The sequence below is a fragment of the Stenotrophomonas sp. YJH_SMC_81 genome, from assembly GCF_059370875.1.
In genome coordinates, this window is sequence record NZ_JCAFUB010000007.1 from 131318 (window position 1) to 145647 (window position 14330).

14 protein-coding genes are annotated in these 14330 nt (G+C 67.8%); 9 read left to right on the plus strand and 5 right to left on the minus strand.

Features of this window, described 5'->3' with window-relative positions; translation table 11 throughout:
* Positions 1–280 precede the first annotated feature (280 nt).
* The 3 genes from AC5P8U_RS15190 to AC5P8U_RS15200 are packed head-to-tail and all read left to right on the plus strand — an operon-like array spanning position 281 to position 3731.
* Positions 281–1807: an alpha/beta hydrolase gene (locus tag AC5P8U_RS15190; RefSeq protein ID WP_188241446.1), complete on the plus strand. Its 1527-nt coding sequence runs from the start codon at positions 281–283 to the stop codon at positions 1805–1807.
* Positions 1804–2550: an ABC transporter ATP-binding protein gene (locus AC5P8U_RS15195; protein WP_072168034.1), complete on the plus strand. Its 747-nt coding sequence runs from the start codon at positions 1804–1806 to the stop codon at positions 2548–2550. Before AC5P8U_RS15190 ends, AC5P8U_RS15195 begins: the two co-directional genes overlap by 4 nt.
* Positions 2547–3731, plus strand: coding sequence for an ABC transporter permease (locus AC5P8U_RS15200; RefSeq protein WP_188241445.1), 1185 nt, complete (start codon positions 2547–2549; stop codon positions 3729–3731). Before AC5P8U_RS15195 ends, AC5P8U_RS15200 begins: the two co-directional genes overlap by 4 nt.
* Positions 3732–3752: 21 nt before the next feature.
* Here the strand turns inward: AC5P8U_RS15200 and AC5P8U_RS15205 are convergent, their stop codons facing one another.
* Together AC5P8U_RS15205 and AC5P8U_RS15210 are read right to left on the minus strand one after the other, a co-directional pair.
* Positions 3753–4463, minus strand: a complete 711-nt coding sequence (locus AC5P8U_RS15205) for a transposase (protein WP_072168033.1) — start codon at positions 4461–4463, stop codon at positions 3753–3755.
* Positions 4464–4562: 99 nt separating this feature from the next.
* On the minus strand, positions 4563–5369 hold the full coding sequence (locus tag AC5P8U_RS15210; RefSeq protein ID WP_072168032.1) for an AraC family transcriptional regulator: 807 nt from the start codon (positions 5367–5369) through the stop codon (positions 4563–4565).
* Positions 5370–5447: 78 nt separating this feature from the next.
* On the opposite strand from AC5P8U_RS15210, the gene AC5P8U_RS15215 reads away from it, so the two are divergent.
* The gene (locus AC5P8U_RS15215; protein WP_061478998.1) at positions 5448–5702 is read left to right on the plus strand and encodes a hypothetical protein; all 255 of its coding nucleotides are present in this window, start codon (positions 5448–5450) and stop codon (positions 5700–5702) included.
* A gap of 82 nt (positions 5703–5784) precedes the next feature.
* Here AC5P8U_RS15215 and AC5P8U_RS15220 read toward each other — a convergent pair whose 3' ends face one another.
* Positions 5785–6798, minus strand: a complete 1014-nt coding sequence (locus tag AC5P8U_RS15220) for an energy transducer TonB (protein WP_447896905.1) — start codon at positions 6796–6798, stop codon at positions 5785–5787.
* Positions 6799–6998: 200 nt separating this feature from the next.
* On the minus strand, positions 6999–7619 hold the full coding sequence (locus tag AC5P8U_RS15225) for a TIGR00645 family protein (RefSeq protein WP_447896904.1): 621 nt from the start codon (positions 7617–7619) through the stop codon (positions 6999–7001).
* Between the two features lie 112 nt (positions 7620–7731).
* On the opposite strand from AC5P8U_RS15225, the gene AC5P8U_RS15230 reads away from it, so the two are divergent.
* The 4 genes from AC5P8U_RS15230 (at position 7732) to AC5P8U_RS15245 (ending at position 13215) form a co-directional block, all read left to right on the plus strand.
* A complete protein-coding gene (locus AC5P8U_RS15230) occupies positions 7732–8421 on the plus strand; it encodes a glutathione binding-like protein (protein ID WP_061479000.1) in 690 nt (229 codons plus the stop codon).
* Positions 8422–8581: 160 nt separating this feature from the next.
* A complete protein-coding gene (locus tag AC5P8U_RS15235; RefSeq protein ID WP_072168030.1) occupies positions 8582–10807 on the plus strand; it encodes a S9 family peptidase in 2226 nt (741 codons plus the stop codon).
* A 25-nt stretch (positions 10808–10832) separates the two neighbouring features.
* Positions 10833–11348 (plus strand): cytochrome c oxidase assembly factor Coa1 family protein, encoded by a 516-nt coding sequence (locus tag AC5P8U_RS15240; protein WP_049414402.1) that lies wholly within the window; start codon positions 10833–10835, stop codon positions 11346–11348.
* Between the two features lie 67 nt (positions 11349–11415).
* Positions 11416–13215 carry a DUF885 domain-containing protein gene (locus tag AC5P8U_RS15245; RefSeq protein ID WP_072168029.1) on the plus strand — a complete coding sequence of 600 codons (1800 nt, stop codon included), beginning with the start codon at positions 11416–11418 and terminating at the stop codon, positions 13213–13215.
* A 105-nt stretch (positions 13216–13320) separates the two neighbouring features.
* Here the strand turns inward: AC5P8U_RS15245 and AC5P8U_RS15250 are convergent, their stop codons facing one another.
* Positions 13321–13779, minus strand: coding sequence for a hypothetical protein (locus AC5P8U_RS15250; RefSeq protein WP_005420187.1), 459 nt, complete (start codon positions 13777–13779; stop codon positions 13321–13323).
* A gap of 186 nt (positions 13780–13965) precedes the next feature.
* Between AC5P8U_RS15250 and AC5P8U_RS15255 the strand changes: the two genes are divergently transcribed.
* A complete protein-coding gene (locus AC5P8U_RS15255) occupies positions 13966–14214 on the plus strand; it encodes a hypothetical protein (protein ID WP_005420185.1) in 249 nt (82 codons plus the stop codon).
* Positions 14215–14330 lie beyond the last annotated feature (116 nt).

The following is a 14330-nucleotide window of genomic DNA, read 5'->3' on the forward strand; positions in this document are numbered from 1 at the left end:
TGCGGCGGATTCTGCGCGCGCGCCGGCGGCCGTGCTCGCCGTTTTCAGACCCCGCATCGCCGTCGGGCCGGGGCACTGGCCCATGGGGCGCTGCGGTCCGCCGCCGATGCCGCCCTGTGCCGGCCGAGGCCGAGGGGCGGGACCGCCTGGTCTGCGCGCCGTTGGCGGCGGATTCGTCATTGCCCATCGCCGTCGGCGCGCTGCCCGTGTAAGTTGGGTCACATCTTCCGCGGCAGCCCGTCGTGGTCGACAGGAACGTCCTCCAGGGGAAACGAGCACGATGCAAAGACACCACCTCGCGCTGGCCGGGATGCTGGCCAGCCTGATGCTTGCCGGGTGCAGCCAGCCGCCGCCGGCCGACGCCGGAAGCGCCAGCGATGCACCCAGCCGCCGCTTCGGCACGATCGACTTCCAGCCCTGCACGCTGTCTACCGAAGGCGCCAGCGCCAACGTGGAGGCGCAGTGCGCCACCCTGCAGGTGCCGGAGGACCGGGCCCAGCCCGGCGGTCGCCGGATCGGCCTGCGTATCGCCTGGCTGGAATCGGGCAGCAGCGGCGCCAGCCAGCCGGACCCGGTGTTCTTCCTGGCCGGCGGCCCCGGCCAGGCGGCCAGCGAGGTGGCGGTCATCGTCGACACTGCACTGCGCCAGGTGCGCAAACAGCGCGACGTGTTCCTGATCGACCAGCGCGGCACCGGCGGCTCCAACCCGCTCAGCTGCCTGGGCGCGGACGGCAAGCCGCTGCAGGTGGACGAGGATGCCGCGCCTTCCGAGGCAGCGTTGCGCGACTACGCCCAGCGCTGCGCCGCATCGCTGCAGGGGCGTGCCGATGCGCGCTTCTACACCACCACCGAGGCGATCGCCGATCTGGATGCGGTGCGTGCGGCGCTCGGTGTGGACCAGCTCAACCTGGTTGGCGGCTCCTACGGTACCCGCGTGGCCCAGCGCTATGCCGGGGCCTACCCGCAGCACACCCGCAGCATCGTCATCGATGGCGTGGTACCGAACGAGCTGGTGGTCGGTGGCGACTTCGCAACCACCTTCGAGGATGCGATCGCCCTGCAGTCGGCGCAGTGCCGCAAGGATGCCGCGTGCAGCAAGCGTTTCCCGACCGATACCCGCGCGCAGCTGCGCAGCGTGGTCGACTCCCTGCGCCGTGCACCGGTCTCGGTCGAGTATCGCGACCCGGGCACCAACGCACCCCGGCAGGATGTCCTGACGCCGGACAGCGTGGTCGGCCTTGCCTTCGCCTTCTCCTACGTGCCGCAGTATTCCTCGCTGCTGCCACTGGTGCTGGATGAAGCCGCACAGGGGCGCTATGCCCCGTTGGCATCGCTGGCGCGCGGCGCGAACCGCAGCATGGATTTCCAGATCAACCGCGGCATGCAATGGTCGGTGATCTGCAGCGAGGATGCGCCGCGCTACCACGCGCCGGCCGAAGATCCCGAACGCCTGTTCGGCAACGAGGTCGCCAGCGCGTTCTTCGCGGCCTGCCCGGTGTGGCCGCACCGTCCGGCGCCGGCAACCGATGCCGTGCCGCTGCGCAGCGACGTGCCGGCACTGCTGCTGTCCGGTGAGCTGGACCCGGTGACGCCGCCGCGCTACGCCGCACAGGTGCTCAAGGGCCTGCCCAACGGCCGTGCGCTGGTCGCCCGTGGCCAGGGCCATGGCACGTTGACCGCCGGCTGCATGCCGCGGCTGCTCGGACAGTTCATGGACAAGACCGATGCCAAGGCGCTGGATGCCGGCTGCCTGGACACGCTGAGCTACGTGCCGGCGTTCACCTCGTTCAACGGATGGGAACCATGATCGTCGCCGACAACCTGCACAAGGCCTTCGATACCCGCACGGGCCGCATCCAGGCGGTCGCCAACGTCGGCTTCCGCGCCGGGGATGGGCAGATCACCGGCCTGCTCGGCCCCAATGGTGCCGGCAAGACCACCACCATGCGCATGCTGTACACACTGATGACGCCCGACCAGGGCAGCATCACTGTCGATGGCATCGATGCCGCCCTCAATCCGGTGGAGGTGCGCCGCCACCTGGGCGTGCTGCCCGATGCGCGTGGCGTCTACAAGCGCCTGACCGCGCGCGAGAACATCGCCTACTTCGGCGAACTGCATGGCCTGTCTGCCGAGCGCATCCGCGAACGCATCGAGGTGCTGTCGCACGCGCTGGACATGGGGGACATCCTCGACCGGCAGACCGATGGTTTCTCGCAGGGCCAGCGCACCAAGACCGCGATTGCCCGCGCGCTGGTGCACGACCCGCGCAACGTCATCCTCGACGAACCGACCAACGGCCTGGATGTGATGACCACGCGCGCGCTGCGCCGCTTCCTGCTGGGCCTGCGCGAAGAGGGGCGCTGCGTGATCCTGTCCAGCCACATCATGCAGGAGGTGGGCGCGTTGTGTGACCACATCGTGATCATCGCCAAGGGCACGGTGATGGCTGCCGGCAGCGCCGACGAGCTGCGTGCGCAGGCCGGCGAAGCCAATCTTGAGGACGCGTTCGTGAAACTGATCGGCAGCGAAGAGGGCCTGCACGCATGAGCATGATGTCGACCCTGATGACGGTGATGCGCAAGGAACTGCGCGACCTGTCGCGTGACCGCCGCACGCTGCTGCTGACCCTGCTGTTCGGGCCGCTGCTGTACCCGGTACTGCTGCTGGGCATGGGCAAGCTGGCCGAGAGCCGGGTACGCACCCAGATCGAAGAGCCGTTGCAGATCCCGACCATCGGCGCCGGGAACGCGCCGAACCTGGTGCGCTTCCTCGCCGCACAGGGCCTCAATGCCGCACCGGCACCGAAGGACCTGGCCGAGGCCATCCGCACCCAGGACATCGATGTGGCGCTGCGCATCAGCGATGACTTCGGCAAGGACTGGGCCGAGGGCAAGCCGGCGCTGGTGGAGGTGATCAAGGACAGCACGCGTCGCGCGGCCGAAGTACCCAGTGCACGCCTGGAAGCGGCGCTGGCCACCTACAACGGCCAGGTCGGTGCACTGCGCCTGATGGCACGCGGCATCGACGCACAGGTGGCACGCCCGCTGGACGTGGCGCGCCAGGACCTGGCCAGTGCCGAGGCCAAGCGCGGCATGATCCTGTCGATGCTGCTGCCGGTACTGCTGACGCTGACCTCGTTCATCGGTGGCGCCTACCTGGTGATGGACGCCACCGCCGGCGAGCGCGAGCGGCAGTCGCTGGAACCCCTGCTGGCCACGCCGGGTTCGCGCAGCGCGATCGTCAGCGGCAAGATCGCCGCCGCCTGCGTGGTCGGTTTCGTGTCGCTGCTGCTGACCCTGGTCGCGTTCAAGGTGAGCGCGCAGATCGCACCTGGCAACATCGGCCGCCAGTTCAACATGAACGTCGGCTCGATGCTGCAGATGCTGCTGGTGATGTTGCCGATGCTGCTGATCGGCACCTCGCTGCTGACCTTCCTGTCGGCCGCGGCCAAGAGCATGAAGGAAGCGCAGAGCCACATGACCTGGCTGATGCTGCTGCCGATGCTGCCCGGCTACGCACTGGTGGCCTATCCGCTGAAGAGCGAGCTGTGGCAGTACGCCGTGCCGTTCCTGTCGCAGAACCAGATGCTTCTGAAAGTGATCCGCCACGAGATCATCACCCCGGCGATCTGGGCGATCTACCTCGGCGCCAGCCTCGGCCTGGCCGCCGTGCTGTGGTTCGCGGCGGTGCGTCGTTACCACAACGAACGCCTGGCGATCTCTGGTTGACCAAAAAGGGGACGGAGGGGATTAAGTCGTTTCTGCCTCTCCCGTCCCCTGCTTGCGCGGGCGCCCTCGTCTGCGCATCACCACGGGGCGTCCCAGCGTCTGTTCCACCATCCGCAGGAATGCAGCGTCCCCCATTGGGCTTTGCCTGGCACTGTGGTTGCGGATCGCAGGTACGTCGGCGGATGCATTCACGTCGCGCAGGAACTCGGCATACAACGACGCCCTTTTCCGAGCGGTCGCTGCCAGTGCTTTGAACGCAGGATGCGGTGTCAGCATCGGATCATCGCGTCGTTGAAGGTTGCCGTGCACGCTGGACCACGGATGATCTTCGGCGCTGACCGCAATTCCGGCACGAACCGGATTGCGTTCGATGTAGCGGTATACGCTGAGAAGATAGGCATCGCTGTCGATCATCGAGGAATGGAAGCGACCCTGCCACAGCGGCCCACTGCGTCCGTGCCGCTGGTTGAACGCCTGCACGTAGTTGTTGCCCTGCATGCGCATTGCGCCCGCCAGTCCCTGCTGTGTGGACGGCGTGGCGAGCAGATGGATGTGGTTGCCCATCAGGACATAGGCATGCAGTGCGACGTGGTGCTTGAGGAATGCGCTGTGCAACAGATGCAGGAACAGTTGGCGGTCGACGTCGTCGATGAAGATCGCGCCCTTGTTCACGCCGCGCTGGATCACGTGATAGGCCTGGCCTGCCAGCATCAGGCGTGCTTGTCGGGGCATGGGATCTGGAGACTGGACGGGGTTTCAGCCTGTCATTGCGGCCGCGAAGCCGGACATCAGGCAACGCCGCGAAGCCGCGTCGGATGAGTCAGAAGCGACTTAATCCCCTCCGTCCCCTTTTGCGTCTTTTGCGTACCGCGCAGGCGTCACCCCCATCTCGCGCTTGAACACGGTGATGAACGCGCTCGGGGTGTCGTAGCCCATCGACAGCGCAACGCTGATCACCGGCTCGCCGGCCAGCAGGCGTGGCAGCGACAGCAGCACGCGCAGGCGCTGCCGCCAATGGCCCAGAGTCATGCCTGTTTCGGCCTGCCACCGGCGGGCGAGGCTGCGGCCGGACAGTCCGTTGGCGGCTGCCCACGCTTCGACGCTGCGAAGGTCGTCCGGCGACCGTGCCAGCGCCGCCGCGATCCGCCGCAACCGTCGATCCTGCGGTTGTGGCAAGGCAAGCGGCAAAGGCGTGCTGGCGGCGATCTCATCGGTGATCACGCCGGCCAGGCGTGCCTGCGCGGCGTCCAGCGCCTGATGTGGCCAACTCAGTGCGCGCATCATCGCCGCCTGCAACAGCACGTTCGGCTGGAAAATGCGCGGCACGGCGGGCAGCTCCAGACAGGCTTCGGCGTTGAAGTACAGGCTCCAGCCATCGAATGCCTCTGCCCCTACCAGGGCGTGGGGCAGCAAGGGCGGTATCCAGGCAACGTGCCCCGCCGGCAGCAACCAGTGCAGATCGCCGGCCTCGATCCGCAGCAGGCCGTGGTGGGCACCCAGCACTTGGCCGCGCACGTGCTGGTGGCGTGCGGTGCGGCGCCGTCCCGGCACCCGCAGCTGCGAGGCCAGGATGAGGGGACCGTCTTCGGCGTTCGCCAAAGCGGGGTCAATCAACGCGGGTGATGTCTGATCTGCCATATCCATTGGCAGTTATACGGCAGAAGTGCCGCTGGCTGGGCGGCACACTGGGCTCCCGATCCCACAGGAGCATCACCCATGCAGCCACACGACATCCTTCCCGACCATCAGAACGAGGTGCAGGTGAACGGCCTCACCGTGCGCAAGGGCAGCGTCGGCGCCTTCCTCGCCAGCGTCCGTGACTGGCAGGACCCCGCCAGCGATGACGCCACCCGCGCCACCGCCGAAGCCGACCTGCGTGCGCTGCTGCCGGGCCTGCATGCGCTGGGCCTGTTCCAGGTGTTGGCCGCGCGTGATCCGGCACTGCAACGCCTGATCGACAGCCTCTCCTGAAACGAACACGGCCCGGACATGCCGGGCCGTGTGGTCATTGCGGGGCGGAAACGACTTAATCCCCTCCGTCCCCTTTTCGTGGTCAGCTGCCGCCCGGGGCGAACACCAGGGTGCGGCGGGTGGTGACCGGTGCGCTGACCGGCTCGAAGCGCCAGCGCTTGACCGCGTTCATGGCCTCGCGATCGAAGACGCGCGACGGTGTTGCGCGCAGCACACGGGCGTTGGTCACCGAACCATCGGTGCCGACGGTGATCTCCACCAGCACCTCGCCGGAGGTGCCTGCACGCAGCGCCTCGGACGGATAGCGCGGCGCCGGTGTGCTGACCGGGCGCAGGTTGGGCGCCGCAGCGACCGCCGGAGCTGCAGCCTGGCGTGCGGCGCTGGCCTGCTGGGCGGCAGCCTGCTGCTGCTTCTGCTCGGCTTCGCGGCGGGCCGCAGCCTGGCGCTCGGCTTCCTGGCGCTCGTTGTCCCGGCGGGCAGCGTCCTGTTGGGCAGCGATCTGCTTGGCTGCGTCGGCTTCCTTGGCACGCTGCTCGGCCAGGCGCTGCTGTTCGGTCTGCTGCTTGCTGCGGTCCTCGGCGTCCTTCTTCGCTTTCTCGGCTTCGGCCTCGGTGCGCTTGGCCGCGTTCTGCACGCCCTTGGCCAGGCCGTCCTTCAGGCGCGGCAACGCCGGCGCAGAGGCGTCCACCTTCTCGATCAGTGCCACCAGGCGCTGCGCTTCGGTGTAGTCCTCGCGGCCCAGGTGCTGTTCGGCGGCGATCAGGGTGTAGGGCAGCAGGTCGGTCAGCGCGCTCTTCACCGAGGCGTCGTCCGGCGTCTTGTCGCGCAGGGCGAGGTAGTACTCGATGGCGTTGTCGCCGGCCGGCGCGTACATGCGGTTCTCGCGCAGGGCCTGGCTGGCCGACTCACGCAGCTGCTCGGTGCCCATCGACTGCACCTTGGCGGCAACCACCGGTGCGGCCGGTGCAGCGGCGGTGGGTGCGGCGGCCGGGGCCGGTGCGGCAGTTTCCTCCTTGCCCGAGCAGGCAGCCAGTGCCAGTGCCAGGGCAACCGGCAGCCACCGGCGCGCGGCGGTGATCGTTGAGACGTGCGACATCCTGCTCCCCTCTAGAAGACGACGTGACGTAAATCATTGATATGCATGGCCGGGACCTGCGGTCCGGGCGCGGCAGGGTGACGTTTCCCGACGCCACCGCCGGCAACGGCGAGGGTGCAATCTAGCATCCCGGCCGCCGCCGCGTACAAGAGCAGTGGCCGGGATGGGCAACGGCGGCCGTGCCGTTGCCGGCGCCGACCTCAGTGGTCGTGCGCCTTGTCGTGCGACTTGCTGTGGCCGTTGGACATCAGCTTGTCGGTCCAGGCGATGCCGATCGCCGACAGGATGAACACGCAGTGGATGATGGTCTGCCACAGCACGCCTACCTGAGTCAGCATCGAGCAGCGGGCGACACCGATGTTGGCGGCGGCCACGCTCATCTGCTCCGGCGTGCACAGCGGGATGCCATTCAGTGCGCCACTGGCGATGAAGGTCTTCAGCAGGTGGATCGAGGAGATGCCGATGATCGCCATCGCCAGCTTCACCTTCAGCACGCTGGCGTTGACGTGGCTCAGCCATTCCGGCTGGTCCGGGTGGCCTTCCAGGCGCAGGCGCGAGACGAAGGTCTCGTAGCCGCCGACGATCACCATCACCAGCAGGTTGGAGATCATCACCACGTCGATCAGGCCCAGCACGATCAGCATGATCTGCTGCTCGCCCATCGACACCGAATGCGAGATCAGGTGCCACAGTTCCTTGCCGAACAGGAACACGTAGACGCACTGCGCCACGATCAGGCCCAGGTACAGCGGCAGCTGCAGCCAGCGCGAGGCGAAGATCAGCGTGGACAACGGGGAGAGCGGCGGGCGGTTTGCACTCATGCGGGGGATGCTGCGTTTCGGGGGAGAGGCGAGGTTACCGGCCCGCCATGACGGTGCCAACCCAACTCACGCACTAGACTTCAGGTTCCTTTCCGCACCCCGAGCCGACGCCATGATCGACCTGTATTACTGGCCCACCCCGAACGGCCATAAAGTGACCCTGCTGTTGGAGGAAACCGGCCTGGAATACCGCATCCACCCGGTCAACATCGGCTCGGGTGACCAGTTCAAGCCGGAATTCCTCGCCATTTCGCCCAACAACAAGATGCCGGCCATCGTCGACCACGCCCCGGCCGACGGCGGCGCCCCGCAGAGCGTGTTCGAGTCCGGTGCGATCCTGCTGTACCTGGCCGAGAAGACCGGCCGCTTCCTGCCCAGCGATCCGCGCGGCCGCGTCACCACACTGGAATGGCTGTTCTGGCAGATGGCGGGCCTGGGCCCGATGAGCGGCCAGATGGGGCATTTCAATGTGTATGCTCCGGAAAAGATCCCGTATGCGATCGAGCGCTATGACAACGAAGTGCGCCGCCTGCACGGGGTGATGGACAAGCGCCTGGCCCAGCACGCCTTCCTGGCCGGCGACGCGTACACCATCGCCGACATGGCCAGCTACCCGTGGGTCGGCGCCTACGACACGCTGCCGGTGGACTTCGCCGCGTTCCCCAACCTCAAGCGCTGGCACGAGGCCATCGCCGCGCGCCCGGCCACCCAGCGCGCCTATGCGCTGCGCCAGCAGGTGAACCCGAACGCCGGCAAGCCGCTCAGCGACGAAGAGCGCAAGCATCTGTTCGGCCAGCGCTGACCCCGGCATCTGAAGGTGGGTGCCGACCGTTGGTCGGCACTCGTCCGCACTGCTTATGGGCAGAAGGTCATGCTGCCTTCCCGCACGGGCTTGGTTAGGATGAGGGACGACCGTCCCGCGCCCCGCGTGGAGGCGGACCTGCCGTTTGCCGGGATCCTCCATGCGCCATCTGTTCGCTTCGCTCGCCCTCATGCTCGCCACCAGTACCGCCGCCCACGCCGAAAAGCTGACCCTGGAAGCCATCACCGGCCCGCTGCCGCTGTCCGGCCCGACCCTGATGAAGCCCAAGGTGGCGCCGGACGGTTCGCAGGTCAGCTTCCTGCGCGGCAAGGACAGCGACCGCAACCAGCTGGACCTGTGGACCTACGACATCGGCAGCGGCCAGACCCGCCTGCTGGTTGATTCCAAGGTGGTGCTGCCCGGCACCGAGACCCTCAGCGATGAGGAAAAGGCCCGACGCGAGCGCCAGCGCATCGCCGCGATGACCGGCATCGTCGATTACCAGTGGTCGCCGGACGCGCAACGACTGCTGTTCCCGTTGGGCGGCGAACTCTACCTGTACGACCTCAAGCAGCAGGGCCAGGCGGCCGTGCGCCAGCTGACCCACGGTGAAGGCTTCGCCACCGACGCCAAGCTGTCGCCCAAGGGCGGTTTCGTCAGCTTCATCCGCGGCCGCAACCTGTGGGTGATCGATCTGGTCAGTGGCAAGCAGCTGCAGCTGACCCGCGACGGCAGCACCACCATCGGCAACGGCGTGGCCGAGTTCGTCGCCGACGAGGAAATGGATCGCCATACCGGTTACTGGTGGGCGCCGGATGATTCGGCCATCGCCTTCGCCCGCATCGACGAGGCGCCGGTGCCGGTGCAGAAGCGCTACGAGGTCTACGCCGACCGCACCGATGTGATCGAACAGCGTTACCCGGCCGCCGGCGACGCCAACGTTCGCGTGCAGCTGGGCGTGATCGCACCGGCCGCCGATGCGCAGCCGCGCTGGATCGACCTGGGCAAGGAACAGGACATCTACCTGGCCCGCGTCGATTGGCGCGATGCGCAGCACCTGAGTTTCCAGCGCCAGTCGCGTGACCAGAAGCAGCTGGACCTGGTCGAAGTGGCGCTCGACTCCAACCGCCAGCGCGTGCTCGTACACGAGACCAGCCCGACCTGGGTGCCGCTGCACAACAGCCTGCGCTTCCTTGAAGATGGCAGCGTGCTGTGGTCGTCCGAGCGCACCGGCTTCCAGCACCTGTACCGCATCGACAGCAAGGGCAAGGCCACTGCGCTTACCCATGGCAACTGGCCGGTGGACGAACTGCTGGCGGTCGATGAGAAGGCCGGCAAGGCCTACTTCCGTGCTGGCATCGAGACCTCGCGCGAAAGCCAGATCTACGCGGTGTCGCTGCAGGGCGGTGAGCCGCAGCGCCTGTCGAAGGCGCCGGGCATGCACAGCGCCAGCTTCGCCCGCAATGCCAGCGTCTACGTGGACAGCTGGTCCAACAGCACCACGCCGCCGCAGATCGAACTGTTCCGCGCCAACGGCGAGAAGATCGCCACGCTGGTCGAGAACGACCTGGCCGATCCCAAGCACCCGTATGCGCGCTACCGCGATGCGCAGCGCCCGGTCGAGTTCGGCACGTTGATGGCTGCCGACGGCAAGACCCCGTTGAACTACAGCCTGATCAAGCCGGCCGGCTTCGATCCGTCCAAGCGCTACCCGGTGGCGGTGTACGTCTACGGCGGCCCGGCCAGCCAGACCGTCACTGACAGCTGGCCCGGCCGTGGCGACCATCTGTTCAACCAGTACCTGGCCCAGCAGGGCTACGTGGTGTTCTCGCTGGACAACCGCGGCACCCCGCGCCGCGGCCGCGACTTCGGTGGTGCGCTGTACGGGAAGCAGGGCACGGTGGAAGTGACCGACCAGCTGCGCGGCGTGGCCTGGCTGAAGCAGCAGCCGTGGGTGGACCCGGCGCGCATCGGCGTGCAGGGCTGGTCCAACGGCGGTTACATGACCCTGATGCTGCTGGCCAAGGCATCGAACCAGTACGCCTGTGGCGTGGCCGGCGCACCGGTCACCGATTGGGGCCTGTATGACAGCCACTACACCGAACGCTACATGGACCTGCCGGCGCGCAACGAAGCGGGGTACCGCGAAGCGCGCGTGCTGACCCATATCGACGGCCTGCGTTCGCCGTTGCTGCTGATCCACGGCATGGCCGATGACAACGTGCTGTTCACCAACTCGACCAGCCTGATGAGCGCGCTGCAGAAGCGCGGGCAGCCGTTCGAGCTGATGACCTATCCGGGTGCCAAGCATGGCCTGTCCGGCGCCGATGCCCTGCATCGCTACCGTGTGGCCGAAGCCTTCCTGGGACGCTGCCTGAAGCCCTGATGCACAAACGGGAAGGAGCCCGCCGATGACACTGCCGCCGCCGATTCCCACCCATGGCCCGAAGCCTGCCGGCTGGTGGTCCCGTCACTGGCGCTGGGCGATGCCGCTGGCCGTGCTGCTGGTGTTGGCCGGTGCCGGTGGCGTGGTGGCCTGGAGCGTGCTGCGCTGGAGCGAGGCGGCACGCGAGAGCCCGCCGATGCGCGAGGCGATGCGCCGCGCCGGATGCAGCATCGAACTGGTGGAAGCCTTCGGCGAGCCGCTGCGTGCCGAATCGATGCCGCTGGGCAGCATGCAGACCGCGATCAATGGCCAGCGCGACGTCGGCCTGACCGTGGCCCTGGAAGGCCCGCGCGCGCACGGCCGGCTTTTCGTGAAGGGCACCCGCAGCGACGACGTCTGGGACTATCCGGTGATGTATGTGCTGGGCGAGAACAAGCAGACGTTCGACCTGACCGCGCTGGATGATGATGAGGCCGCGCAGGAATGCGAGCTGCAGGCCTGCCGCGAACGCGGCGAATGCCCGCTGGCCGCGGCGTTGTGACCTCCGGCCGATTGTCGCCACAGCGCTGAGCGCGTAGGGTGCGGGCAACCCTGTCCTGGAGTGCACCATGAAGCCGATCGCGTTGGCCGTTGCCCTGGCCCTGACTGCCGCCCCGCTGATGTCCGCACCGCCGGCGCTGGCGGCACCCGCCACCAAGGCCGCTACTCCGGCCAGCCCGGCCTGGGTGGCCCGCAGCAACGCATTGGCGCAGATCCTGCTCGATGCGCAGGGCCCGTTCCAGCCGGAAGAAACCGGCTTCTTCGGCGTGCCCGGCTATGACGACAAGGTGGCCGACCTCGGTGCGGACAACGGCAAGCGCTACCGCGCGGCGATGGCCAAGGCGCGCGACGAACTGAAGGCGAAGCTGGCCACCGAGCAGGATCCCAACGTCCGCCAGGACCTGGAGATCATGATCCACGCCGCCAACCAGAACATCGAAGGCAGTGAGCTCAACGAGAAGTACCTGCTGCCATGGAGTGACGCGCCGCAGACCATCTTCAGCGGCCTCAACCTGCTGCTGTCCGACCAGGTGCCGGCCGAGCGCCGGGCCAAGGCGATCGACCGCCTCAAGGCCTACGCCGGGCTGCAGCCGGGTGGCACCGCGTTCACCACGCTGGCCCGCCAGCGTTACGAAGAGCGCTTGAAGGACGGCAGCCTGCTGCAGCCGACGAAGATCGAAGTGCAGCAATCGCTGGACAACGTCGAGACGTACATCACCGGCATCGAGTCGCTGCTGAAGAAGTACCAGATCGCCGGCGCCGATGAGGCAATGAAGGCCCTGGCCGGGCAGATGAAGGATTACGCCAGCTGGACGCGCACGACCGTGCTGCCAAAGGCACGCACCGACGCGCGCCTGCCGGCGCCGCTGTACGCCTACCAGCTCAAGCAGGTCGGTATCGATATCGATCCGAAGCTGCTGATGCAGCGCGCGCAGCTGGAGTTCATGGAAACCCGCTCGGCGATGCAGCAGTTGGCGCCGCTGGTGGTGAAGGACAAGGGTCTGAAGGTGGCCGACCCGAGTGACCCGGTGGCGGTGATCCGCGCGCTGAAGGCCGACAAGATCGCCGACGACCAGCTGGAAGGGCACTACCGCAGGGTGATCGATGCAATCGATCCGCTGATCCGCGAGCATGCCATCGTCGACGTGCCCAAGCGCGCCATGCAGATGCGGCTGGGTTCGGCCGCCGAGAGCGCGGCCAGCCCGGCCCCGCATTTCCTGCCGGCGCCGCTGGTCAACAACACCGGGCAGCAGGGCACCTTCGTGCTGCCGCTGGGCAACCCGGCGGCGGGCGCGGGCGCACAATACGACGATTTCAACTTCGGTGCGGCGGCATGGACGCTGAGCGCGCATGAAGGCCGCCCCGGCCACGAGCTGCAGTTCACCGCGATGGTCGAGCGTGGTGTCTCGCTGGCGCGCACCATGTTCGCGTTCAATTCGGTGAACGTTGAAGGCTGGGCGCTGTATGCCGAGGCCGAGATGGTGCCGTACGAGCCGCTGGACGGGCAGATGATCGCCCTGCAGTTCCGCCTGCTGCGGGCCGCACGCGCAATGCTTGACCCGATGCTCAATCTCGGCCTGACCGACCGCGCCAACGGCGAGCGCGTGCTGATGGAGCAGGTCGGCCTGTCCAAGGCGATGGCCACCCAGGAACTGGACCGTTACATGGTGCGTATGCCGGGCCAGGCGGGCAGCTACTTCTATGGCTACACCCGTATCCTGGAACTGCGCATGCAGACCGAGCTGGCACTGGGCGCGAAGTTCGACCGCCTGGCGTTCAACAACTTCCTGCTCGACCAGGGCCTGCTGCCGCCGGACCAGCTGGCCGACGCGGTGAACAAGGTGTTCGTGCCGAAGTACAAGCGCTGAACGCCATCCGGTAGTGCCGGCCGCTGGCCGGCATTCCCCTGGCGTAGAGAGGATTCCTGAGGTTGCCGGCCAGCGGCCGGCACTACACGCGGTGACGCTGCCGCGTCACCGCTGCGGCGTGATCACCTGGGTCGGCAACCGTGCCGGCGGTTCCGGATTGGGTACCCAGATCGCCACGCCGGCGGCGCGCTTCTGCGTGGTCGGAATACCGATGCCGACGCCACCCCCCACATGCGAGCCGAAGGTGCCGGCGCCCACCGACATGCCCACCGGTGAGCCGCTGCTGCCCACGCCCATCAGCACCACGCCATTGGCGCCCAGTGCCGCCGCTTCACGCTTCAGGCGTGCCACCGCGGCATCGGTCTGGCCCTGCGTGCCGAAGCCCACGGCAGATGCCGATTCCAGCTGCGCGATTTCCTGCGAGCCGGCCGGTGGCGTGGAATAGATCTGCACCAGTGCCGGATCGATCGGCGCGCGGGCGCGCCCCAGCATGACCTTGGAGGTGCTGGCACAACCGGCGGCGACCAGCAGGATGGCCGCCAGCGCGGCCCAACGGATGTTCATGGCACGACCCCTGTAGGACTGGTTGCGATCTTCGGTGGGCCACTCTGAATCGGCGCCAACACCCGGGCCCGGGCACCCACGGCAGCACGCTAGCACGCGTCGGGTGACAGCCCCGCCAACGGCAGTAGGCGGCGACCGCGTGAACGACTATGGTGGACAGACAGGAACCAACTGCGGGAGAGCGGAATGGGCGTGATCAGTCTGTTGTGGGGCGTACTGGCGCTGTTGTGGATGATCCTGGCGCTGATTCCGCTGCTTGGCTGGGGCAACTGGTTCCTGATCCCGTTCGCCGCCGTCGGCGCGGTGATCGCCGCGCTGGGCATCCTGTTTACCCACCCGACCAAGCGCGGTCGGGCCTGGGCCGGGCTGGTGCTGAACGGCATCGTGGTGGTGGTCGGCATCCTGCGCCTGGGCCTGGGCGGCGGCGTGATCTGAATCCCGGCGCCGGGTGCGACAGGGCGTCGCAGGTACACGGCTGCTGGACGGGCAGGGGCGTACAATGAGCGGCTGCGCGAGCCCCCCGCGTGCCTGTGATTCCGCGCCTGGCGCGG